25 protein-coding genes are annotated in these 23,558 nt (G+C 62.1%); 8 read left to right on the top strand and 17 right to left on the bottom strand.

Annotation, left to right across the window (positions count from 1 at the left end):
• Window positions 1–26 precede the first annotated feature (26 nt).
• The 17 genes from ACXAEH_RS12395 to ACXAEH_RS12475 all read right to left on the bottom strand — a co-directional run bounded on the left by ACXAEH_RS12395 (window position 27) and on the right by ACXAEH_RS12475 (window position 16,378).
• On the bottom strand, window positions 27–698 hold the full coding sequence (locus tag ACXAEH_RS12395; RefSeq protein ID WP_475033150.1) for an SGNH/GDSL hydrolase family protein: 672 nt from the start codon (window positions 696–698) through the stop codon (window positions 27–29).
• A gap of 17 nt (window positions 699–715) precedes the next feature.
• Window positions 716–1,801 (bottom strand): ABC transporter ATP-binding protein, encoded by a 1,086-nt coding sequence (locus ACXAEH_RS12400; protein WP_475033151.1) that lies wholly within the window; start codon window positions 1,799–1,801, stop codon window positions 716–718.
• Between the two features lie 59 nt (window positions 1,802–1,860).
• The gene (locus ACXAEH_RS12405; protein ID WP_475033152.1) at window positions 1,861–2,658 is read right to left on the bottom strand and encodes an ABC transporter permease; all 798 of its coding nucleotides are present in this window, start codon (window positions 2,656–2,658) and stop codon (window positions 1,861–1,863) included.
• A gap of 3 nt (window positions 2,659–2,661) precedes the next feature.
• Window positions 2,662–3,522 carry an ABC transporter permease gene (locus ACXAEH_RS12410; protein ID WP_475033154.1) on the bottom strand — a complete coding sequence of 287 codons (861 nt, stop codon included), beginning with the start codon at window positions 3,520–3,522 and terminating at the stop codon, window positions 2,662–2,664.
• 91 nt (window positions 3,523–3,613) lie between these two features.
• Window positions 3,614–4,726 carry an extracellular solute-binding protein gene (locus tag ACXAEH_RS12415; RefSeq protein WP_475033156.1) on the bottom strand — a complete coding sequence of 371 codons (1,113 nt, stop codon included), beginning with the start codon at window positions 4,724–4,726 and terminating at the stop codon, window positions 3,614–3,616.
• Between the two features lie 165 nt (window positions 4,727–4,891).
• Window positions 4,892–5,821 (bottom strand): LysR substrate-binding domain-containing protein, encoded by a 930-nt coding sequence (locus ACXAEH_RS12420; protein WP_039165619.1) that lies wholly within the window; start codon window positions 5,819–5,821, stop codon window positions 4,892–4,894.
• Window positions 5,822–5,890: 69 nt separating this feature from the next.
• Window positions 5,891–6,874 carry an ABC transporter permease gene (locus ACXAEH_RS12425; RefSeq protein WP_475033157.1) on the bottom strand — a complete coding sequence of 328 codons (984 nt, stop codon included), beginning with the start codon at window positions 6,872–6,874 and terminating at the stop codon, window positions 5,891–5,893.
• Window positions 6,871–8,424, bottom strand: a complete 1,554-nt coding sequence (locus ACXAEH_RS12430) for a sugar ABC transporter ATP-binding protein (protein ID WP_475033159.1) — start codon at window positions 8,422–8,424, stop codon at window positions 6,871–6,873. Before ACXAEH_RS12430 ends, ACXAEH_RS12425 begins: the two co-directional genes overlap by 4 nt.
• 26 nt (window positions 8,425–8,450) lie before the next feature.
• On the bottom strand, window positions 8,451–9,455 hold the full coding sequence (locus ACXAEH_RS12435; protein ID WP_475033160.1) for a sugar ABC transporter substrate-binding protein: 1,005 nt from the start codon (window positions 9,453–9,455) through the stop codon (window positions 8,451–8,453).
• Window positions 9,456–9,548: 93 nt separating this feature from the next.
• Window positions 9,549–9,932: a hypothetical protein gene (locus ACXAEH_RS12440; protein ID WP_475033162.1), complete on the bottom strand. Its 384-nt coding sequence runs from the start codon at window positions 9,930–9,932 to the stop codon at window positions 9,549–9,551.
• A 90-nt stretch (window positions 9,933–10,022) separates the two neighbouring features.
• Complete coding sequence (locus ACXAEH_RS12445) at window positions 10,023–11,495, bottom strand: amidase (RefSeq protein WP_475033164.1); 1,473 nt, start codon at window positions 11,493–11,495, stop codon at window positions 10,023–10,025.
• A 300-nt stretch (window positions 11,496–11,795) separates the two neighbouring features.
• Window positions 11,796–12,791: a branched-chain amino acid ABC transporter permease gene (locus tag ACXAEH_RS12450; protein ID WP_475033166.1), complete on the bottom strand. Its 996-nt coding sequence runs from the start codon at window positions 12,789–12,791 to the stop codon at window positions 11,796–11,798.
• A gap of 1 nt (window position 12,792) precedes the next feature.
• A complete protein-coding gene (locus ACXAEH_RS12455) occupies window positions 12,793–13,665 on the bottom strand; it encodes a branched-chain amino acid ABC transporter permease (RefSeq protein ID WP_475033168.1) in 873 nt (290 codons plus the stop codon).
• Window positions 13,662–14,096 (bottom strand): ATP-binding cassette domain-containing protein, encoded by a 435-nt coding sequence (locus ACXAEH_RS12460; RefSeq protein WP_475033170.1) that lies wholly within the window; start codon window positions 14,094–14,096, stop codon window positions 13,662–13,664. The genes ACXAEH_RS12455 and ACXAEH_RS12460 overlap by 4 nt, the downstream gene beginning before the upstream one ends.
• Entirely contained in the window at window positions 14,089–14,337 is a 249-nt protein-coding gene (locus ACXAEH_RS12465) for an ATP-binding cassette domain-containing protein (protein WP_475033171.1), read from the bottom strand. The genes ACXAEH_RS12460 and ACXAEH_RS12465 overlap by 8 nt, the downstream gene beginning before the upstream one ends.
• On the bottom strand, window positions 14,330–15,058 hold the full coding sequence (locus ACXAEH_RS12470; protein WP_475033172.1) for an ABC transporter ATP-binding protein: 729 nt from the start codon (window positions 15,056–15,058) through the stop codon (window positions 14,330–14,332). The genes ACXAEH_RS12465 and ACXAEH_RS12470 overlap by 8 nt, the downstream gene beginning before the upstream one ends.
• A 105-nt stretch (window positions 15,059–15,163) precedes the next feature.
• A complete protein-coding gene (locus ACXAEH_RS12475; protein ID WP_475033174.1) occupies window positions 15,164–16,378 on the bottom strand; it encodes an ABC transporter substrate-binding protein in 1,215 nt (404 codons plus the stop codon).
• Window positions 16,379–16,662: 284 nt separating this feature from the next.
• Between ACXAEH_RS12475 and ACXAEH_RS12480 the strand changes: the two genes are divergently transcribed.
• From ACXAEH_RS12480 to ACXAEH_RS12515, 8 genes are all read left to right on the top strand, one after another.
• Window positions 16,663–17,124 carry an ester cyclase gene (locus ACXAEH_RS12480; protein WP_475033176.1) on the top strand — a complete coding sequence of 154 codons (462 nt, stop codon included), beginning with the start codon at window positions 16,663–16,665 and terminating at the stop codon, window positions 17,122–17,124.
• An 11-nt stretch (window positions 17,125–17,135) separates the two neighbouring features.
• Complete coding sequence (locus tag ACXAEH_RS12485; RefSeq protein WP_475033178.1) at window positions 17,136–17,696, top strand: VOC family protein; 561 nt, start codon at window positions 17,136–17,138, stop codon at window positions 17,694–17,696.
• A 65-nt stretch (window positions 17,697–17,761) separates the two neighbouring features.
• Window positions 17,762–18,547, top strand: a complete 786-nt coding sequence (locus ACXAEH_RS12490) for an SDR family NAD(P)-dependent oxidoreductase (RefSeq protein ID WP_475033180.1) — start codon at window positions 17,762–17,764, stop codon at window positions 18,545–18,547.
• Between the two features lie 109 nt (window positions 18,548–18,656).
• A complete protein-coding gene (locus tag ACXAEH_RS12495; RefSeq protein ID WP_475035569.1) occupies window positions 18,657–19,352 on the top strand; it encodes a DUF1989 domain-containing protein in 696 nt (231 codons plus the stop codon).
• Between the two features lie 12 nt (window positions 19,353–19,364).
• A complete protein-coding gene (locus ACXAEH_RS12500; protein ID WP_475033181.1) occupies window positions 19,365–20,915 on the top strand; it encodes an amidohydrolase family protein in 1,551 nt (516 codons plus the stop codon).
• Entirely contained in the window at window positions 20,912–21,799 is an 888-nt protein-coding gene (locus ACXAEH_RS12505) for a polysaccharide deacetylase family protein (RefSeq protein WP_475033183.1), read from the top strand. The genes ACXAEH_RS12500 and ACXAEH_RS12505 overlap by 4 nt, the downstream gene beginning before the upstream one ends.
• Window positions 21,799–23,091: an amidase gene (locus ACXAEH_RS12510; protein WP_475033185.1), complete on the top strand. Its 1,293-nt coding sequence runs from the start codon at window positions 21,799–21,801 to the stop codon at window positions 23,089–23,091. Before ACXAEH_RS12505 ends, ACXAEH_RS12510 begins: the two co-directional genes overlap by 1 nt.
• Window positions 23,088–23,555, top strand: a complete 468-nt coding sequence (locus tag ACXAEH_RS12515; RefSeq protein WP_475033186.1) for a hypothetical protein — start codon at window positions 23,088–23,090, stop codon at window positions 23,553–23,555. The genes ACXAEH_RS12510 and ACXAEH_RS12515 overlap by 4 nt, the downstream gene beginning before the upstream one ends.
• Window positions 23,556–23,558: the final 3 nt, after the last annotated feature.

Genomic DNA, 23,558 nt, shown 5'->3' on the forward strand with positions numbered 1-23,558 from the left:
GGATTGAGTGTGGTGGCATTAGAAAGTCAGAGATTGCGCACTGCCTCAGCGATGGCCTTGCCCAGTTGCGCATGCTGATCCTGGCTCATGTGCAGCCCATCGGCGCCCCGGGCATTGCCCACCGCGGCGCCCGCATCAAAGCTGGCGATCCCCGCCTTATCCGCCGCAATCTTGAGAGCGCTTCCGAGCGCTTCCGACTTGGCCTTGCCGCCTTCGAACATGGCCGCGAAATCCGGGTGCGGCATGTCGCTGACAGGGGCCGGCGACACGACCAGCACCTCGGGCGCGCCGTAGTGATACGCAACACCGCCCGCGCAGCCCTGCGCGACCCTGGCCACATCGATGATGGCATCGGCAATATCTTCGGCGGAGCGGTTTGTTTCCGCCTTCAGATCGTTGGTGCCCAAAGCGATGATCAGCAAATCCACCGGCATCTCCCGGGCGATGGCGGCGGGCAGCGTTTTGGCGCCATTGAACATGTCCGCTTTGATGGCATTCCAATCCATGGAGTCATCAAGGTTGGTTGCCCGCACGGTCAGCCCGTCCACTGCGACCTGATAACCGCTGCCCAGCTCAGCGGCCATCACCCCCGCCCAGCGTTCGCCGTCGGCGTAGCGGGTGGAGGGAAATGCCTCTTCCACACCGATCCAGCCCCAGGTGTTGCTGTCGCCGTAAACAAGAACTTTCTTCTGTGCCATTTCAGGCTTCCTTTCCTTCATTCTGCAATGATGTGGCCGTCTTCCGGGTGCCAGCTGGCGGTCACCCCTGCCCCGGTCACAAGATCAAGGCTCTGCATGTCGCGCTGCTGCAGCTGAACCGTGATCTGAGTGCCCGCGCCGGTTTCCAGGCGGAGATTGACCAGCGCACCGACAAACTCCTCGCCGATGACGCGGCAGGAGACTTCGTTGTCTGCCCAGCCGGCCGCCGGGGTGATGGAGATCTGATCCGCCCGGACAACCAGGCTGACGTTCTGCCCCGGCGTAAGGCCGGAGCTTTGGGCCGCGTCCCATTTGAAGGTGCCGTCAGCGCTCTCCAGCACCAGCTCGCCATTTTTGCGCGGCCGCACGGTGCAGCCGAAAATTGACGACCCACCCAGGAACTCCGCCACAAAGGGCGTCGCCGGGCGCAGATAGATGTCTTCCGGGCTGCCGGCCTGCTCGATCCGGCCCTTGTTCATGATCACCACGGTGTCCGCCATCGAGAACGCCTCGGAATGGCTGTGGGTGACGTAGATGAAGGTGATGCCCAGCTCGCGCTGGAGCCGTTTCAGCTCGCCCTGCATTTGCACCGACAGATGGGCGTCCAGGGCCGACAGCGGTTCATCCAGCAGCAGCACCGAGGGTTCCGTGACCAGGCAGCGCGCCAGGGCAACCCGCTGCCGCTGGCCGCCGGACAGCTGGTCGATGCCGCGGTCCGCATATTCGCCCAGGCCCAGTTTCTTCAGCCAGACCTGCGCCCGGTGCTTGCGTTCCGCTGCGCCCACGCCGTTCATCCGCAGGCCGAATTCGACGTTTTCGCGCACCGTCAGGAAGGGGAACAACGCCAGGGATTGCCAGACCATCGGCATTTCGCGCTCCCAGATCGGCAGGTCGTTGATCCGCCGTCCCTGGTACAGGATGTCACCGCCGCTGGCCTCTTCCAGCCCGGCCAGCATCCTCAGCATGGTAGATTTGCCGCAGCCCGACGGGCCCATGATGGCGATGAATTTCCCCTCTTCGATATCCAGGTTGAGGTTTTCCACCGCCACCGCCGGACCATAGGTCTTGCGGAGGCTCTTCAGCGAAATATGGGCTTGGCTCATGGCACGCTCCTGCGGCTGCGGCGCTGCGTCACGCGCGGGGTGGAGGGGGGAGAGAGAGTTCATTTTGCGTCCTTCGTCAGGCGGCGCAGCACCAGGAACTGGGCGCCCAGGATCAGGGAGATTGAGGTCACGAAAGTGATGGAGCCGATGGCGTTGATGCGCGGGCTGACGGCGGATTGCAGGAAGCTGAGGATCCGTACCGAGGACGTTTCCTCCAGCCCGCCGACAAACCAGGTGACCGCGTATTCATCGAAGCTCACCGCCATGCACAAAAGGAAGGCGGCCAGCACCGAGGTATTGGTCGATGGGATGATCACCTCCCGAAACGCGCACCAGTTTGACGCGCCGAGGTTCTGAGCGGCGAATTCGAGGTCGCCATCGATCTGCGAAAACCGCAGACGGATGATTGCCATCGCAAAGGGGGAGGTCAGCACGATATGGCTGACGATGATGGCGGGCAGCGTGCCGGACAGGCCGATGCGGGACAGATAGGCCAGCATCGCCAGGCCAATCACCACCAGCGGGATCAGCGGCGGCATCAGTGCAAAGACCAGCACCAGCTTTTTGCCAAGGAAGTTGAACCGGTAGTCGGCATAAGCCGCGGCAAAGCCCATCACGGTGGCCACCGGCGCCACGATCAGCGCGATCTTGACTGTATTTTTGAAGGCGTCGATCACCAGCGCATCCGCCAGGATCAGCCGGTACCACTCCAGCGTGAAGCCGCCAAGCGGGATCGTCGGGAACCGGTCGGAGTTCAGCGAGAACACAAAGTTCGTCAGGATCGGCGCATAGAGGAACGCGAGGGCCAGGCCGGTGAAGGCAAGGGTCAGGCGGCGGGTGGTGCGGGAAACTCGCATGGGTCAGGATCTCCGGTAAGCATAGGCGATCGAGGCCAGCGCGGTGAGCAGCAGCGTCGCAATCATCATCAGGGCGACGACGGCGGCGCGGGGCCATTGCTGGCCGGATTTCACGGTGTCGGCGATCAGGATGGACAGGGTCGTGAACTTGCCGCCGCCCAGGTAGGTTGCCGTCACGAAGTCCCCGAAGCTGAAGATGAAGGCGAACAGCGCCCCCAGCACGATCCCCGGGCGGGCGGCGGGCAGCACCGTGGCAAACAGCACCCGGCGCGGGCCGCAGCCAAGGTTGTAGGCCGCATCAATCAGGGTCCGGTCCAGCGACAGAAGCGAGATCGACTGGATCACGATCACCAGCGGCAGCGTCAGGGTGACCAGCCCGATCATCAGCGCCAGCGGTGTGTTCAGCAGGCTTCCGGTCTCAATGCCGATGGCTGCCATCAGCTTCATCACGATGCCGTTTTCGGTCAGGTAGATCTGCCAGGAGTAGATGCGCACCAGGTAGGAGGTGAAGAAGGGCACCACAAACAGGCCCAGCAGCACCATCCGGGCACGCGGGCTTAGAAAGAAACTGATGGCCAGCGCGCAGGGCAGCGCTACCAGCGTGGCCAGCGCCGCGGCGCTGGCGGCGATCACCGCAGTGCGCGCGTAGGCAGACCAGAAATACCCGGCGGTCAGGATCTTCTGCCAGTTCTCCAGCTGGAAATCCGGCGTCAGCAGAAAGTTCTTCACATCCCAGAAGCTGAGCCAGATCAGCAGGACCATCGGCCCCAGAAAGAACCCCGCCAGCCAGACCGGCAGCGGCAGGCTCCACATGGCGCCATAGGCGGCCCGGGACAGGCGCCGGGCTTGTAGGAGAGAAGTCATGGTTGTGTCCTTCGGCTCTGGGAAGGGTCGTGAGAGGTCCCGCTGCCAATCGGAGCCCGGCAGCGGGACCAAAAGCACCTGAGAGGGGAGATCAGGCGCTCTTGTAGGCGGACCAGAAGTCGTTCCAGTCACCCAGGTCCTGCTGCACCGGCAGCTGGCGGATATGGATGCGGCCCTTGCGGATCAGGTCGATGGCGTTGCCTTCACCCTTGAACATCCCCAAATGGCGGGCATCTTCAGGCTTCTCGGCAATCATCCGTTCCCAGCCAGCCTTTGACGGGATGATTGCAGGGAACACGTTCAGATTGGCCAGGTTGTACTGCCCGGAGGGGCTGGAGGCGTGCTGGATGAACTTGCGCGCCAACTCTGCCTTGCGCGATCCGCGGCCGATCGAGAAGCTTTCGGTGAACTGGATGCCGCCTTGCTCCGGGATAGTAGTGGTGACATTGGCGCCATCGCGGCGCAGCACACCGGTAATCCACTCACCGATCCCCGGCATCACGGTGACTTCGCCGGATTTCAGCGAAGACAGAACGCCGCCATAGTCGTAGAACCCCCGCACCTGCGGTTTCAGGCTGAGCGTGGTTTCCTGCAGCTTGCCCCATGCGCCGCCGCTGATGTCATAGGGCTGCGCGTTGCCGTCACGCAGGCTCAGCACGCCGAGATTGGGCAGGTGCCAGTCGAAATGGCCGACCTTGTCCTTGTGCCGCTGGTCCCACAGCATGTCATAGGACATCGCCTCTTTGACAGAAACAGCATCCAGATTGTGGGAGATCCCCAGGAAGCCGAAGCGGCTGATCACCGCATAGAGTTCGCCGTCATGCCAGTGCCCAGGGAACTTGTGGAACTCCGGGTAGAAGTCATCGAACGGGTAGTCGGCCGGGTCCAGCTTCTCGACAAAATTGGCACGGACCAGCTGCTGCACATATTCGGCATCCGCGTGGATCAGATCATAAGTCCCCGCCGGGGACTGCGCCAGAAGGGCCAGCATCTGTTCGCCGCCGACATAATACTTCGGAGTGATTTTGACGTTGTGCAGCTCTTCGAATTCGGCAACCGCATCCGGTTCCGCCTGGCCGTACCAAGCCAGCATCGTCAATTCGGTAACGGATTGCGCCCGTGCGATCATCGGTATCGCCAGCGCACCGGCTGCCATGGCGCTTGTCTTCAGAAGACCCCGCCGTGTGAGATTATTCTTGGCCATTTCCGGCTCCTCCCTTGCGTGATGAAGGAAGTATCCAGCCCGGCCGCCGGCCCAACAATCGAGCAGAACTCAGCCGTTTCAAAGATTTTCTCAGCCTTTGGACGCGGCCAATCCGTGAGTTTCGCGGGCTGCAACCCTTGTTAGCTGCAAACCGGCTGCCGAATCTCAACCTTGGGGCATGAATTGCTGGCCATAGGCGCTGTCCCGGAACAGGTCCGCCTCGCTCAGCAGCCAGTCCTGAAACGCCTTGATCTTCGCGGTGCGGGCCCGCTCTACCGGGCAGACCAGGTAATAGCTGCGATCCTTTAGCACCTGCGGGATAGGGGCAGCAATGCGCCCCCGCTCAATCTCGCGGGATGCTGCGATCACACTGACAAGGGCGACCGCGCGGTTGTCTATGGCGGCCTCAATACACATGATTTCATCGCTGAAATGCGCGATCGGGCGGATCTGGCAGGCTGGCACCCCGGCTGAGGCGAACCACGCTTGCCAGTTCGGATCGCCGTCTTCGAACCCAAGCCATTCATATTCGACCAGATCCCGGCTCAGCAGGTCTTCCGGGGTTCTGATCATGCTGCTCAATTTACGGGCACAGACCGGGGTCACAAAGTCATCCAGCACCCAGGCCGCATGGGCGCCGGGATCGGGCGTATCCGTGTATCTGATCGAAATATCAACGGAGTACCGCGCAAAATCCAAAACGCTGTCCGACGCGATGACTTTGACATCGAGCTGCGGATACAGGCGGCTGAACTTCGGCAGCCGGGGGCTGAGCCAGCTCCAGGCAAAAGAGCGCGTGGTGGTCACCACCAGCTCGCCCTCGATTTCATCCATGCTGAGCTGCGCCACGCCCTGGTTCAGCTGGCTGAAAGCATCGCTGACAAAAGGGCTCAGTATTTCGCCCTCAGCCGTCAGCTTCAGCGACCGTGTCAGCCGGTGGAACAACGAAATGCCCAGCTGTGTTTCCAAGGTCTTGAGCCGGTGGCTGATCGCGGTGGGGGTCAGCGACAGCTCCTCTGCCGCCAACTTGATGCTCATATGCCGGGAGACGGCCTCGAAGGCCTGAAGGCTGGTCAGGGGCGGCAGGCGTTTCACGGCATGAACCTCTCTTTTCAAGGGGCAGGCCCCTCCCGCACGGAAGAGGCCTGCAGGTTCAGTCTGGAGTTAGCCGCGCCTCGCACGCAATACGTCCAGACCCGCCGCCACAACCAAAACGATACCAGTTGTCATGAGGCTCAATTCAGTTGGCACATTCATCAGAATCAGCCCGTTCGACAGCATCCCCAGCAGCCAGACACCGAGCACAACCCGCAGGACCGAGCCCTTACCGCCGGTAAAAGGGATACCGCCCAGCAGAACCGCCGTCAGAACGCTGAGTTCTACGCCGACACCCAGCGTGCCGGCAGGGGCCGAGTTGATCCGGGATATGCTCATCAGCGCCGCAACTGCCACAAAAAAGCCAGTAGCAGCATAAAGCCCGACACCAATGGCCTTGACCCTGAGGCCGACCAGGAAAGCCGCCCGCCGGTTCACCCCCAGCGCCACAATCTGCGGGCCGATTGGCAGCAGGGCCATGACCGCCGCCCCAAGAGCGATGACTGCAAGCATGATCCAGGTCAGGACCGGAAGGCCGAAGATCCGCTCGTAGCCGATGACCAGGAATTCCTCCGGAAAACCGAAGATCGGGTTCGGCGCCAGCCATTGGGCCAGCCCGCGGATGAGGGTCAGCGTGCCCAAGGTCACAATGATCGGGGACATCCCGATTGACGACACAAGCACCCCATTGATCAGCCCCGTGCAAGTTCCAACAGCCAAGGTGAGCAGCACCGCACCTGTGATCCCCAAGGGTTCAAAGCTGAGCCCGGCAACAACACCGCAAAGCGCCAGGGTGGAGCCGACAGACAGGTCGATCTTGCCAGCCATCAGTAGCATTGCGAAAGGGATGGAAATGGTCATCAGCGCTGACACTTGCACCGAGATCGCGATCCAGTTGTTGGCGGTCATGAAGACCGGCGCTTTTACATAGAAGAACAGCGCCAGCAGGGCGATGGCTGCCGGCAACGCCGCCGCCACAGCGATCTCGAACCAGTCGCGTTCGGCTTTTTCGTCAGCCGCCGCTGCGGCCCGTGTCAGTCCGGTATCTGTCATTGCGTCAATTCCATTTGATTTGCTTCAGGCTCTGCACCTGGAAGGTCCTGTTGCGCGCTGTGCTCTGCGCGGTGAGCCAGCTCGATCAGCATTTCTTCATCCTGCGGGTTGTCGATCAGGGCCACTTGCCTGCCGCGGCCCAGCACCAGCACTTTGTCGGCCAGCAAGCAGATCTCGGTCGCGTCCGACGAGGCCACCGCGACTGCCGTGCCTTTGCGCTTCACATCCGCCAGGGCCTCGTAGAGCTCGTGCCGGGCGCCAATGTCGACGCCCTGGGTCGGCTCATCCAGCAGCAGCAGCTTCAGCCCTGTCCCTTCGACCAGCCAGCGGCCCACCATGATCTTCTGCGCATTGCCGCCGCTGAACCGTTGCCCCTGCAGTCGCGGGTTGGGCGGCTGGATGTTCAGCCGGCGCGCGGCGCGTTCAAACTCCCGGCCTTCGCGGCGGAAATCGCGCAGCAGCCGCGGCATCGGCGAGCGCCCAAAGTGCGGCACAAGCAGGTTTTCGACAGCAGCAAAACTGGCAAACAGGCTCTGCTCCTTGCGGTCGCTGGCCACCAGGGCGACACCCCGCGCCAGCGCCTCTCGCGGCGCAGCAAAGCTGACATCCTGCCCGTCGAGCTCTATCCGGCCGCTGGAATTCGGCGCAGCACCTGACAGGCATTCCAGCAGTTCGGTTCTGCCCGCTCCCATCAGCCCGTAGATGCCAAGAACCTCGCCTGCCCGCAGTTCGGCGCTGACGGGCCCGACAAATCCGGTGCTCAAACCATCCATCTTCAGGACAGCGGGACCGCTGAGCGTGAAGCCAGGCTTTTCTATCCCCTTCGAAAGCGCATCCGGGGAAATTGCATCCGTCATGTCGGCGATGGACACCTCCTCCACCGGCCGTGTCCAAAGGATACGCCCGTCCCGCAGGATGGTGACCTGATCCGCGACCTTGTGGATTTCATCAAGAAAATGCGTGACGTAGATGACTCCGATCCCGTCCTTGGCTACCGCCTGCCGGATCACCGCATGCAGCGCCTTGGCCTCCTTGTCAGAGAGCGATGCCGTCGGCTCATCAAGAATGAGAAACCTGGGTTTCAGCCTCAGCGCACGCGCAATTTCCACCACCTTGCGCTCGCCGACGCCCAGCGTTCCAAGATCGGCCCGCGGATTGATACCTGAAACCCCAAGCCGCGCGAGCAGCTCCCGCGCCTGGGTGTCCTGGGCGCGGCGGTCCACCCGGCCGCCGCGCTTGATTTCATGTCCAAGAAAGATGTTCTCGGCAACAGTCAGCCCTTCAAAGACCTGAAAGTGCTGATAGATGATCGCCACGCCCAGGTCCTGCACCTGCCGCGGCGCGGCACCGCGCAAGGAAGCTCCCCCCGCAAGAATATCGCCCTTGTCCGCGTCCTGCGCTCCGCTGATGCAGTTCAGCAGAGTGGACTTGCCTGCGCCATTTGCTCCCAGGAATGCCAGAACTTTTCCGGCCTCGACCTGCAGGTCTACCCCTTTGAGCACGGCAACAGAGCCATAGGATTTGCGAAGATCCTTCACTTCAAGACGCATGTCCGCCTCCTTGCCGGTTCCACGCATCAGTTTTCGTAATTCGAAAGAAGGAAGTTCAGCAGCGGCTGGTCGGCCTTGCTGGCCAGCACAGTGGGCGTGTAGGCAAAGCTCGGTTCTTTCTCGCGCACGGCATTCAGTGCTAGGTCAACGATATTGGCGCCCAGCTCATTGATCAGGATCGCCGCGGAGGCGCGATAGGCACCACCCTCATTCACTGCACTCAGCCCTTCCAGGGAGCCGTCCTGGCCGCCGACAAATATCGCGTCCGCATCTGCACCTGCCAGTTTGATCGCCCGCAGGGCGCCAACCGCCGCGTCATCTGCCATGCCGATGATGATATCCAGATCCGGATGCTGCTGCAGGACCGTTTCAGCGACCCGCAGGCCATTGGTCTGATCAGCCGCGTCCTGTTCCGACACCACCTCAATACCGTTTTCCGAGAAGATCCGGATCACCTCGGTCCAGCGCGGAGCCAGCGACGGCAGCGGAGTCAGCGTGGTCACAAGCGCCTTGGCACCGGTCACACCGTTTTCTTTGGCCCAATCAACCGCTGCCTGAGCCACAATCTGGCCGGACTGGGCGTGATCAAAGCCGACAAAGCCATCCGACCCGTCCATTTTGCCCAAGTAGGTCAGCCACTTGATCCCCTGCGCCTGGGCCTGGCGCTGCAGCGGCTGCAAAGCTGTGGGCTCAATCGGCAGAACAACGATGGCGTCAACGCCAAGAGTGATCCAGCCCTGGATCGCATTGATCTGCTGCTCCAGATTATTGGCCTGTGTGTTGTCATGCAAGACAGTCACGCACCCCAGCTGAGCGGCGCGTTCATCGGCAAACCGGCGCACCTGCTTGACGATTGCAACCTCTGAAACCGAGTGGCTGTAGGCCACTTGGTAGGTTTGACCGCCGGCGCAGGCATCCGCTGCGGCTTCCCGGATCTGTTTGATGGTGACTTCTTTGATCTCATCAGCCTGGGCCAGCGTGCCAGCGGCAAGGCCGATTGCAAGGGCCAGTGTTTTTGTGATGGTCTTCATTGGGTTTCCCTGTTGTTTGCGGGCTGCGGACGGCTGCCTTTGGCGGCAGCTCTTGATTTGGGCGGGATCAGCAGACCCCGCCCGGCGGCCGGTTCAGAATTCAAAGAGGTTCGAGTATTTCACCGACAGCGAGTCGCCGTTGACCAGCGCCAGGAAACCTTTGGTGCGCGGGTCTTCGACAAAGCGCGGCAGGGCCGCTTCGGCATCTTCCTGCGAGGTCCAGTAGACAACCTCGACCCAGGAGCCATCGGTGTTTCTAGCCAGGTGGCGGGCAACGAACCCGTCATAGCCTTCCAGCACTTCGTCCATGGCCAGGGTTTCGCGCAGGAACGCATCCGGGTTGGCGCCGTCGACCAGGTTGAACTCAAGATATTCGACGACAACTGCCTTGTTGATCGGCAGTGCCTCGGCCAGGGCGCCGGAAGCGGCGGTCACAGTCATGGCAGCGGCAAGCGCCAGAGATTTCAGCATTTTCATTGGTATTCTCCTGTTGGTTTGGCAAAAAGCGGCCGGCACGCCGCGGGATCAGCGGCGTGTGGGATCCGGCCCTAGAGGCAGTCCGGACCGTTAGAGGGCAATCCGGTTGTAGTGCTGCGCCCACGGGCGCAGGCGTTCAAAGGCCGCAGCGGCAGCCAGCACGTCGCCGTCGGCTTGGCGGCGTCCAGCAATGTGCAGGCCAACCGGCAGACCGGATGTGCCCAGGCCCGCGGGCACCGACACAGACGGGTGGCCGGTGAAGTTGGTCAGGAAAGTCGGGCACCAGCCGATCAGCGGATCAATTTCCACACCGTTGATTTCGCTGGGGCCCTTGGTGTTGCCATCCGCGGTGTTCTTGACCGGCATTGCGCTCACCGTGGGTGAAACGATCAGGTCGTATTTCGCAAAAGTGGCTTGGTAGGCATCGAACACTTCCGAGCGGACAGACAGATCGCGGTAGAGGTCATCCGCGCTGTAGCCCGGCCCGACGCGCTCCACCCAGTCAAGCAAGTCCGGCGCCAGCCCGTGGCGATGCTCCTCGGACAGCAGGTCAAGACCCGAGTCTTTGATGGCGTCAAAGCTGTGGCGCATGATCGGCACGAACAGGCGGCACCAGATATCGCTGTATTCGCGCTGGTCGCGGGTCAGGCCGATCTTGATCTCTTCCACTTCGGCGCCAGCCCGTTCGAACACTTTGACCGCGTCGGCGACCACTTCGCTCACCTCGCCTTCGATGGGAAAGACATCCAGGTCCGGGCTATAGCCGATCTTCATCCCCTTGATGCCGCGCAGGGCTGCATCCGAGAAGTCGTTGACCATCTGGTGGCAGTTCGGGTCGCCGGGTTGCGCACCTTGCAGAATACCCAGCGACAGGATCGCATCCTCGACATTGCGGGTAATGGTACCTTCAAAGATATAGGGCAGCGTGTTGGCAAACGCATTCGGGCGCACCAGCAGCGGCGTGCGGCCTGCCGAGGCGCGGTAGCCAACGGTGTTGGTCCAGGCAGCAGGGATGCGGATCGACCCGCCGCCGTCGGTGCCTTCGGCAACCGGCAGCATGCCTGCGGCAACCGCGGCGGCGGACCCGCCCGATGAGCCGCCGGCATTTCGGCTGGTGTCAAACGGGTTGGTGGTCGGGCCGAACGCCACGTTGTCCGTGGTGCCGCGATAGCCCATTGCCGGGCTGTTGGTCTTGCCGACAAAGATAGCGCCAGCCGCTTCCATGCTTTCAACGAAGCCGCATTTCATGTCGGCAATGTTGTCTTTGAGCTGCGGAATGCCGCCCAACGTGCTCGGCCAGCCCGGTTTGAAGTCAAACAGGTCTTTCATCGCAGTCGGCACACCATGCAGCGCACCCAGCTCATCGCCGCGGGCGACAGCATCGTCTGCGGCCTTGGCGGCATCCCGCGCCTCGTCAAAGGCAGTAAAGACAAACGCGTTCAGTTTTTCGTTGCCCGCTTCGATCCGCGCAATCGCGGCCTCCATGACTTCTAACGCGGAGACACGCCGCTCGCGGATGGCAAGCGCTGTTTCGGTTGCGCTCAGCTTGGCAAGGTCTGCCATGTTTCAATTCCTCCCGTTGATGTGCCCGGTACCGGCAGTTTCCGGCCCGGCTTGCCAACAGGATGGCGGAGCTGGGGATTCCAACAACTGAGAAAAGCTCAGGCCATGGGTGAAGGTGTTTTTCAAAACAAAAACAATGGGTAACAGGTTCAAATACTGCCGCGGAATTTGCCAGCCGGCGCGAGCTGGGAAACCGGAGCAGATCGGCTGGCAAAAGCACAAACACGGTGCGGAGACAGCCGCTCCGCACCGTGTGTCTTTTGTATCGTCCTAAGGCCGAATGCCAGGGACGCAGGCCAGTTACTCAGCCTTTTCAGGCGGCTTGGGCTTGAAGGCACCGGCCACGCCTGCCGGGAAGAAAATCACCGTAACCACCACGGCCACCCCGAGCAGCAGCAGCCGATAGTCATCGAAGCTGCGCAGCAACTCGTTCCCGATGACCACGATGAAAACCCCGGCTATGGCCCCGGGAAAGCGCCCCATGCCGCCAATCGCCAGCATGACCATTGCCATCAGGAAAAACTCAGTTCCCAGCACCTTGGGCGTCACCACAGAGGTATAATGCGCATAGATCCCTCCGGCGACGGCCGTGAAAACCGCCGAGACGACAAAGGCCAGAAGCTTGTACTTATACTCATTCACACCGATTGCCTGAGCGAATGTTTCGGCGTCCCGCATCGCGATGAAGGCCAGCCCCATGCGCTTGCGCAGAATGACAAAATAGATCAGATACACACAGACAGCGCCGAAGGCGAGAGACACCCAGTACCAGGTCAGCTTGTCGATGGAGGACACCTGGAAGCCGAAGAGATTGAGCCAGGGGATGCCCAGCAGTCCGGTGTTGCCACCCATGCCAATAGCCTTGCCCTGCTGGATCAAGGGCGGCAGCGCGAGATGCACCGCAAAGGTAAAGAGCGCCACATATTCGCCTTTCAGCCGCAGGCTGGGCACGGCCACCAGCGCACCGATCCCGGCACCGACCAGCGCGGCCGCGCCAATGGCCAAGAGCGGGGTCAGCCCGGCATAGATCGACAGCATCGCCGAGCCATAGGCGCCAAAGGCAAAGAACACGAGCTGCGCGTAGTTGAAAATGCCGGCATAGCCCAGGATCAGATCCCAGCTGGCGATCACGATGCACCAGATGAAGACCAGGATGAAAATGTGCCGGACATAGCTGTCGCCCAGAAGCCCTCCCAGCAGGGCAAGCCCGCCGACGAGCGCCCAGAAAATCAGGCTGCTGCGGCCCAGACCAGCGCCGGTGAATTGCGATGTGATTGATGCGGATCGGTCAGCCATCTTAGTTCTCCCAGACTCCGAACAGGCCTTTGGGGCGGATCATCAGCACAGCGATCAGCATCACCAGCCAGGCCGGCATGGCCCAGCTCGGGCCGATGTAGAAAATGACAAAGGCCTCGAGGATCGCCAGGATGAAGGCGGCAACAAAGGCGCCCTTGGTGCTGCCCAGCCCGCCAAGGACCACGATCACAAAGGCCTTGAGAAACGGCGCCCAGCCTCCCAGCGGTGAGATCAGGAACACCGGCGCCAGCAGGATCCCGGCGATGCCGGTCAGCACCACCGACAAGGCGAAGGTCAGGGAAAACACTTGGTTGACGTTCACGCCTACCTGATTGGCGCCCTGCATATCCTGGCTGACTGCCCGGACGGCCTGGCCATAACGGGTGGCAGAAAGGAAGTACTCCAACGCTGCCACCAGTCCGAGGGAAATGGCAAAGATCCAGATCCGGTACCAGGACAGGGTGATCCCGCCGATTTCCAGCACGCCTTCGGTGAACGGCGGAATGGTTTTGGTGCCGGGACCAAAAACCAGCTGCAGGCCGTTTTCCACGATGAAGGCGAGGCCCAGCGTCACCATAATGGTGTTGATTTTCCAGTTAGCGCTGCCCCGCAGCGGCCGGATGATCAGCCGCTCAATACCGATGCCCGCCGCTGCCAGAATGGGAATGGCAATCAGTACTGCCAGCCACAACGGCAGGCTGAAGTGCCCTACGACCAGGAACCAGGCCAGAAAGCCCCCCAGCGAATAGAGCGAGCCATGGGCAAAATTCAAAATGCGCGAGGCGCCGTAAACCAGCGACAGGCCAACTGCGACAACGCAATAGACAGCCCCCTGGGTGATCCCGCTCAGCAGGATTTCAACGATCTGTGTCATAGAGCCTCCTGCAGGCTGCGGCTGTCTGTTTCGGTGACCACGCCCTCTTCAATGGAATAGACCCGGTCGATCATCCCTTCGAGCAGCGCCAGGCTTTGTTCGACCAGCAGCACGGTGAGCCCTTCGCGGTTCAGCTGTGACACGGTGCGCAGCATGGTTTCCGTGAGGTTCGGCGCCAGTCCCAGAGAGGGTTCGTCAATGGCAAGAAACGACGGGTTGGACATCAGCCCCCGCCCCAGCGCCACCATCTGCGCCTCGCCGCCGGACAAGGAACGGCACAGCTGGCCGCGGCGCTCTGCCAGGCGCGGATACAGGCTGAACACGCGGTCCAGGTTATCTTTCTCCCGCCTGCGCGCTTCGGGCAGATAGGCGCCCAGCTGCAAGTTCTCCAGCACGGTCATATCGGGAAACAGGCGGCGGTCCTCAGCCACATAGACCAGGCCCCGGCCAACCAGAATGCGGCGCTTTGCGCCCGGCGATGTCCTGGCCGTCAAAAGTTATTTGGCCGGATTGTGCAGGCACCAGCCCGCATATCGTCTTCAGAAGGGTGCTTTTGCCATGGCCGTTGGCCCCGACCACGGCAACCAGCTCCCCCTTGTTCACGCTCAGCGATGCGTCATGCAGCACATGGAAATCGCTGTAGAAGGCGTTGACGCCTTTTACCTCAAGCATCGTGTTTCTTTCCAAGATAGATTTCGACCACATGGTCGTCGTTCAGCACCACTTCGGGGCGGTCCAGCATCACAAACTCGCCGAAGTTGATGATCAGGATGCGGTCCGCGATCTCAGCCAGCGCCCGCGTCTTGTGCTCGACCATCACGATGGTGATCCCCAGCTCCTCGCGGACGTGACGGATCACCTGCAGGAATTCGACAATTTCCTCGGCGTTCAGCCCGCCAAGCGGTTCATCCATAAAGATGATTTCCGGCCCCGTGGCCAGTGCCGCCCCCAGCATGATCCGTTTGCGGGTCAAAAGATCAGCCTGCGACGCCGGAAGGTTCAGCGTGTCCTCGAGCTGGGTCAGGTAGAGGATATCCTGGATCGGGATATCCGGCGCTGACCCCCGGGCCTCGCTGCCGAACATCTGCCCGGCCAGAAGGTTTTCACCTACCGTCACCGACGACAGCAGGGTCGGAATCTGGAACGTCTGAGCGACCCCCAGCCCGCAGCGGCTGTGGCGTTTGAACCCGGTCACGTCCTTGCCATTGAACAGCACCCTGCCCCGGCTTGCGTGCAGCCCGCCGGTGCAGACGTTCATCAAGGTCGACTTACCCGCGCCATTCGGGCCCGCCACCCCCAGAATCTCGCCCCGCTCGATCTGAAAAGACAGATCCGTGAGCGCCCGGAACGGCCCGAATTGCATGGTTACGTTTTCAAGGGACATTTGTGTCATGAAGAGAGCTTTCTGGACGGTTTGCCTGCATCAGGCCTGCTGTCTGAAAAATGCCGCGCTTCCGGAGAAGGAGGGAGAGCGAAGGCGCGGCAGGTGCCCGGACCGTTACTTGATCCAGGAAGGAGTCACGATGTCGGCGACCTTTTGATCGCCCACCACAACACGGACGCGCTCGTTGTTCTGAACCTGGAACAGCTGTGCAGGCTGGGTGTCCGGCCCGTTGTCGATGAAATTGCGGTCGTTGAACGCAAAGGTTCCGACCAGCCCCTGGTACTTCATGGTGCGGATGGCCTCGGCAACGGCCGCATGGTCTGAGGCATCGCCTACCTGTTCGACAGCGGCAGCCCACATATTCACCATGTCATAGACCGCAGCGGCCAGGCTGACCGAAGGCTCGCTTCCATAGGCGGCCTTCCAGCTTTCAACAAATTCCGCACCGGCCTCGTTTTCCTGATGCGCATTCAGGGTGAAGGCCAGCAAGCCTTCCGCCTGCCCCTGGGCGATCACATCGTCGAGCCCAGTGGTCGCCCCGATATACCCGACATTCAACAGAGCCATGCCTGCAGGCTTGTCCTTGTATTGCGACAGGAAGGTGGTGGCGACGGCAGGCTCCAGAGCTTCCAGGTGGATCAGCGACGGTGCGGCCTCACGGATCTGCGACTGAATACCGGTCCATTCCACGGTGTCATAGGGCACTTCCTGCACATAGACGACATCCCAGCCTGCTTCCTCGGCGGCAGCGGCCATGGATTTGGCGTTGTTGATGTCCCATTCGAAATCGCCATGCACGATTGCCAGGCGCTTGGTCTCAAACGCGTGGCCGGTTTTCAGCACCATGTCGAACTGGGCCCGGCCGTAGTTCAAGCCGACGTCGGAGGCATTGAAGATCGCGTTGCAGCGCATCCGCTCGGCCAGTTCGACAACGCCGATCACCGCGTCATTGTGGATGTAGGGAATGCCGTAGGGGCAGAAGGCAGGAATATCCGGCCCCATGCCGCCGTACCCGTTGATCAAAGCACTGACCTGTTCCCGCTCGATCAGATTTGCGGCGGCGGCCGCCAGCTTGTCAGGGGTCAGGTCGCCAATGTCGAAGGTCACAACCTCGACCTGATTGCCGAGCAGCCCGCCGCTTGCGTTGATTTCACCAACCGCCAGGTTGATTGCCTGCTCCATCGTTTCGCCATCCGCGGCGAAATACCCGGTCAGCGGAATTGGCGCGCCGAGCGAAATGGTATCGGCATGGGCCGCGCTCCCTGCTGCGGCAATAGCACCGGCAAGCAGACCGGCCTTTACTCGGACCTTTAGAGAATTGAAAACCATGTAAGTTCCTCCCGTTGGAACAGCTGTGTTTTTGGCAAGGCTCCGCCCCGGGCGCACAGACGCCCTGCCGCAAACCGCAGTTTGCGGGCAGGCTTGCAGATCCTTGCTGAACAGAGGCCTTGTGAGGCCGCAGAGCGCCCATGCCGGACGCTGTGCATCCCGACACTAGCCGCGGCCCGCGGGATCCGCGCCTGAAATCTCCTCATCCAAGGGCTGAGGTTTCGTCGGGTGACAGAAACGGCCCGTGCGCCTCACTTATTCGGGAAATTCAAAAGGAGGTTTCCATGACCGATCAGGAACGCAACAAGGCCACAGTGGCTGACATCTACGCCACCTGCTGGAACAAGAACGATATGCAGCGCGTCGACGAGATCTTTGACGAAGACGTACGCCACGGCCTTCTGCTGGATGGATGGCCTTCCGGTCGTGATGGCTTCAAAAAGCTGGTAGCGTTCTGGCGCGAGGCGTTCCCCGACATCCACGAAGACGCGATTGACCTAGTGGCCGATGGCAACACCGTGATGTCCCGCTTCCGCCTGCGCGGCACCCACCAGGGCGACTTCTATGGCATTCCCGGCACCGGGCGCAAAGTCGACATCTATGGTGCCGAGTGGTTCAAGTTCGACGAGAACGGCAAGATCACTGATTACCTCTATCACGAAGATACCTTGGGCCTGTTCTTCCAGCTGGGCGTCATGCCGCTGCCGCATCTGGCCATTGCCGGTGTCGACGGCTCGCAGAAGTAAAGCCGCTGCCCATGGACCTTTCCAAGCTGCCCTCGGTTGTTGACGGCGAGACGCTGTCAAACAGCTTCCTCGGCAATGCGGTTGAGCTGTGCATTGTCACCGATGACCACGAGAAAACTATGGAGGGCCTCTGCCGGCTAGGGATTGGCCCATGGGCCGTTTACACCTTTTCGCCGGAAACGGTATCGGACCAGACATATAAAGGCGAACCCTGCAAATTTGCGCTCAAAGTCTGTTTTGCCCAATCCGGCAACATGATCTGGGAGTTGATGCAGCCGCTTTGGGGGCCTTCGATTTTTCAGGACTTCCTCGACAAGCACGGCCCGGGGTTCCACCACGTGGCCTATGACTGCAACGATATGCCTTGGGAAACCCGTATCAGCGAACTGGAAAAGCGCGGTTTCAAGATGGTGCAGTCCGGCAAGTGGCGGTGCCAGAATGCCTTTGCCTTCTTCGATACCGAAGACGCCACAGGCACCACATTCGAGACTTATCACTTCCCCGAAGGCTGGGACTATCCCGAGCCGGAAAGCTGGTTCCCTGCCCCGCCGCCCAACGGGGCGGACTGGTAAGAATCTTCCCCAACTTCCGCGGTGCCCGCTCCGGCCGGCACTGTCTTTTTTCAGGAGACAGCAAGATGACACACCCCGCGACAGTGGGCTTCAACGGCCAAACCGTCATAGTAACCGGTGCCAGCCGGGGGATTGGCTATGGCGTGGCCCGCGCCTTTGCGCAGCATGGCGCGAACCTGCACATCCTCGCACAGGGGGAGGAGATCCATGATGCTGCCCGCCGGATTGCCGATGAAACCGGGCAAAGCGTGACCGGCTGGACCTGCGACATCACCGACAGTGCCAGGGTTGATGAGGTCTTTGCGCAGGCAGGCCCGCTGGATGTGTTTGTCGCCAATGCCGGGCTGGAGGCCGTCACCCCGATCAGCGACCGCAGTGCAGACGCCGAAGCGCAATTCCGCCGGGTGACCGAGATCAACACCATCGGAACCTATCTGACCACCCGCGCCGCGGTGCCGCAGATGGGGCCTGGCGGGCGGATCATCATCACGGCATCTATTTGGGGCAGCACCGCGGTGCCAGAACTCGGCGCCTATGTGGCCTCCAAACACGCCAACATCGGCTTCATGCGCTCTATTGCCAAAGAGCTTGGCCCGCGCGGCATCCGGGTCAACGCGGTCTGTCCGGGCTGGGTCATGACCGGCCCTGCCCTGAATACGCTGCAGGAAATGGCACGGGAGCGCGGTGTAGCCGAAGATGTCATCGCCCAGGAAATCAGCGCGGAGCAATCCCTGCCCGGCGTGCAATCTGCCGATGATATCGCGCTCAGCTATCTTTATCTCGCGTCCCCGCTGGCGGCCAACATAACCGGCCAAACCCTGAACGCGGACCGCGGTGCAGTGCAGGGCTAAGCGCGCTCAGCTTAGATTTTCTTCTCTCTGGCCTGAAGATTCCTCAGTTTTCGCGGGCGGGCCTTTGGTGTGTGCTTTGGAAAACCACCACGACAAAGGTCTGCCCGCCATGATCCCCTCCGCCACCACATTCGACCCCGGCCAGCCAGACGGCACCAACCGCAGCATGGAGATTGCCATCTCGGCCGATGGCGCGCCTGAACCCGGCAAGCTTTATGAGATCCCCGCCCGCTGCGGCTTGGCCGTGCGGGTCAGCAAGGGGCAGACCCTGACGGTCATCAATCCTGCCGGCTTCCAGGTTTGCGACTTCTGGATCTTCGCGGCGGATGACCTGAACGAATACAGCTCGATGGAGCATCTGCACACCGCGCTCGGCTCGATCTTCCCGAAGGTGGGAGACGGCGTGGCCTCGAACCTGCGCCGCCCGCTGATGACCATCACCGAAGACACCTCGCCCGGTGTGCATGACACCGTGATTGCCGCTTGCGATCACAACCGCTACCGGCAGCTTGGCGTCGATGACTACCATGACAACTGCACCGATAATCTCCGGCAGGCGCTGATTGCGATTGGCCTGCGGGCGCCGGCGGTCCCTGCTCCTTTTAATCTTTGGATGAACGTGCCGGTGCAGCCAGACGGCAGCACCAGTTTCGAGCCCCCGGTGTCCAAGCCCGGCGACCAAGTGTCATTCCGTGCCGAAACCGACGTGATTGCGGTTATGTCAGCCTGCCCTCAGGATGTGACGCCGGTGAATGGCGAAGGCACCTCGCCGGAACGGCTCGAATTCCGCGTCACCAGCGGCTGAGGCGGTTTCGGGATGGGTGATCTGCTGCTGACTGGCCGCTGGGTGGTGCTTTCCGCCACAGATGTGCGCCAGGACCATGCGGTCCTGGTCCGCCACGGGCGCGTTGCAAAAACCGGACCGGCAGCGGACATGCGGGCGGCTCATCCGGGCATACCGGAATGGGGCGGTCCTGACTGCGCCATTCTGCCGGGGCTGATCAACGCGCATCACCATTGCTATGGGCCGGAACTGCTCAACCAGGCGGTTGCCGACGACTTTCTGGAACCTTGGATGTTCAGCGGCCCCGCCATGACCGGGCTGTCCCCCTATGCGTCAACGGCTTACTCAGCTTTGCGGCTGCTGCGTTCGGGGGTGACGGCTGTGGTGGACATGTGTGCCGCCGGGCCGTCGCGGGCAGTTGCCGAAACACGGCTGCATGAAAAAGCGGCAGCTTACCATGATGCCGGGATCCGTGCGGCCATCGCCCCTGGCGAGCGCTGGCAGAACCGCATCGTGCATGGGGCCGGAGAGGAAGCCGCCTTCCTCGCAACTCTTCCGCCAGGATTGCACACCCGGCTGCTGGAAAGCGAGGCCCGCAGGCAGAGACTGGCACCTGCAGAATATCTTGCCCTGATCGGTGCCCTGGTGCCGCAGGGGGACGGCTTTCAGAATTTCTGGTTCGGCCCCACCGGCCCGCAATGGACCCCGGATGATCTGCTGCAGCAAATTGCGGCGGCGGCTGAACGCCTGGATACCCGTATCCAGACCCACGCGCTGGAAAGCCACTATGAAAGCATCGAAAGCCCGCGCATCCGCGGCGGCTCAGTCGTCCGGCATTTCGAAAACACCGGGCTGCTGACCGGGCGTTTGTCTCTGGCACATGCGGTCTGGGCCACCAGCGAAGACATTGACCGCCTCGCCCGCAGCGGCACCCAAGTGAGCCACAACCCCAGCTCCAACCTGCGCCTGCGGTCGGGGATCGCGCCTGCGGCCGCCATGGTCGGCGCCGGGGTTGCAACTGCCATCGGCATGGATGGCACCTCGCTGGCCGGCGACGAGGATATGTTTGCCGAGATGCGGCTGGCCCTCAACCTGAACCGGCCACCGCACGGCACGGCGCAGTCGCTGACAGCCCAGCAGGTCTTCGCAATGGCAACAGAGCACGGTGCGCGCCTCCTGGGCCGGGAAGATGAGCTGGGCCGGCTGCATCCAAGGTTTTGCGCGGATGCGGTGGTTCTGGATCTGCAACGTCTTCTGACGCCCTGGACCAGCACCGCTGCTGACCCGCTGGAGCTGATCGTCGGCCGCGCCAAGGCAGATGATGTGCGCGACGTTCTGGTGGGCGGCCGGCCGGTTCTGCACAGCCGCATCTGCACGGGGATTGATGAGCCTTCCCTGATGAACCGGGTGCAGCAGGAAGCAGACGCCAACCCGCCCAGCTCCGCGGCCCGGCAGCTGCAACGCGATCTGCGCCCCTACCTGATGCGCTGGTACGCGCGGTGGGACGCCTGGGCCGCCGACACTCATCCGCCGGTGACGCGCTACGGCGCCCGGCCCTCGCCGACAGGAAAGGACCTGCTATGATCCGCAAGCCGATCAAATGGCCGCATGGAGCGCGCTGCGCCTGTGCCATCAGCTTTGACATTGACGCTGACAGCCTCATCCATATCTCCCGCCCGAAAGACGGCCACGACCGGCTCTATCCCATCTCGATGGGCAGATACGGCCCCACGGTTGCCATCCCGCGCATCCTGGAAACCTACCGCCGGTTTGGGTTGAAACAGTCGTTCTTTGCTCCTGGCTGGGTGGTCGAGCAATACCCCGACGCCATGGAGATTATCCTGAAGGACGGCCATGAAATCGGCCACCACGGTTATCTGCACGAAGACCCCACCGCACACGGGCCTGCCGAGCAGCGGGAGTGGTTCGAGAGGGCCCTGGACAGCCACAAACGGGTGCTGGGCAATACGCCCAAGGGTTACCGTGCGCCTGTCTACAACGTGACGCAAACCGTCATCGACCTGCTGATCGAGCACTGCTTCGAATACGAAAGCTCGCTGATGGCCGATGATGTGCCTTATCTGATGAACACCTCTGCCGGGTCGCTGGTTGAACTTCCGGTCCATTGGGGCACCGACGATTGGCCGCCTTTCGCCCACTACGATGAAATCGGCTACATGATGCCGGTGGCCGGGCCGAGCCGCGGACTTGAAGGGTTCTGGGAAGAATTCGAGGCGCAATATGAAGCCGGCGGGTTCTGGCTGGCGATCTGGCACCCCTTCCTGACCGGGCGTCTGGCGCGCTGGCGGCAGGTGGAGACCTGGCTGGAGAAAGTGCTGGAGCGCGGCGATGTCTGGTTTGCGCCGCTGCATGAAATCGCAGACCATGTCCGCGCCGAGGCCGCGAAAGATCCAAACGCCGTTCGGGTGGAAGAACTGCCCTACTACACCAAACCGGTCCTGTTCTGATGTCAGCTGTCACCCGTCTTGCCCGCGCATTGGGCCGGGCCGATCAGCCCGATGCCGCCGGTATTTTCATCCGCCGCAACGATGCTGCGCTTTTTGAGCTGGCGCGGCAGTCTGACCGGCGGCGGGCAGAGGGAGGCTCACTTGGCCCGCTCGACGGCAAAATCGTTGTGATCAAGGGCAATGTCGCGCTGACCGGCCTGCCGACCACTGCCGGCTCGCTGAGTTTCATTGCCCAGGCTGAAGCAGCAGACGCACCGCTGGTTCAGCGCCTAAAGGCGCAAGGGGCCATCCCGATGGGCCACGCGAACCTGTCGGAGTTTGCCTTCTCAGGGCTTGGCCTGAACCCGCATTTCGGCACCCCGCGCAATGGGTTGGACCCGGATCTTGTGCCCGGCGGTTCCTCCTCCGGCTGCGCCTCGGCCCTGGCGCTTGGCATCGCGGACCTTGCGATTGGCACAGATACCTCCGGCTCTACCCGTGTCCCGGCCGCCTACCAGGGGCTGTTTGGCTTCCGGCCAACTATCGGCCGCTATGACGGCAGATGCATCCTGCCGCTGGCGCCGTCGCTCGACACACCAGGGCCAATGGCGCGGGATTTGGATGGACTGAAAGCTCTGGATGGCGCCTTGCGGGAGACCATGCCGGCATCCAATTCAGCCCTGCCCCGGCGGATCGTCATTCCTGACATTGCCAGCCTGGGATGCCTGTCTTCTGAGATAGAGACTTTGCTGCAAGCAGCCGCCGAACGGTTGCGTGAAAGCGGCTGGGTGGTAGAGATCCGGCCCTTTGCGGCACTGGACAAAATCCGCACGCTGTTTGAGCGCTTCGGAACACTTGTCGCCGCCGAAGCGCCAGGCACCCTGGCCCGGTACACCCGCCTCAGCAATCCGGCGATTGATCCCAATGTCCGCCGCAGGCTTCAGGCCGCGCTACCGGTTAAACCTGCAAATGCCCGGCAGCTGATGGCGGCGCGCAAGCGCCTGCAACCGCTCGCCAAACGGGAACTGGAAGGCGCCCTGATGCTGATGCCCACGGTTCCGGCCCCACCCGCCCGGCTGGAGACTGTTTCAGTCAGCGCAGACAGGTTCGCACAGGAAAATGCCAAAGCGCTGAGCCTGGCGATGCCGCTTGCCTATCTCGACATGCCGTCGCTTGCCATGCCTGCCGGTGCAGGCAGGCCCGGGCATTCTCTTACCCTTGCCGGCCCCGCCGGCAGCGACAGCAGCATTCTGGCCTCTGCCGGGGCGCTTGCACCGCTGCTTTCGCAACTCACTATGGAGACACCAGCATGACAGCCGCCAGTCAAACCGCAGCCGACCGCGAGGAGATCGCAGCGCTGATTGCCCGCCAGTTCCGCGCCCTGTGCTGGGACGAGGAAACGCCACCTGATAACGCCGCCTTGACCGGAGCTTATCTGCCGGAAGCTCAGCTCTTCGCCTCTGCCCGCCCGGCCCAGGCCCAGTCTGCCCAGGATTTCGCTGCCAGAATGGAAGGCCTGCGCGACAGCGGCCGTATTCCCGTGTTTGAGGAGAAGGGCCGCGGCCTGCACATCTGGGTTGCCGGCAATGTGGCAGTCGCAATGGCCGGCTGCGAAATGCATGAAAACCGGACCGAAGTCACTGAAGACATCAGCGCCTTTCTGCTGGTGCGGAACCCGGGTGGCTGGGCCATCGCGTCCCAGGCCTGGGACATCCTGCCTTCGATCACCTCGGCTTTTGCCGCAACCGGCCTTAGTGCCGAACCTTTTGACGTCTGAACA

Source organism: Leisingera sp. ABM4_060 (assembly GCF_056158765.1).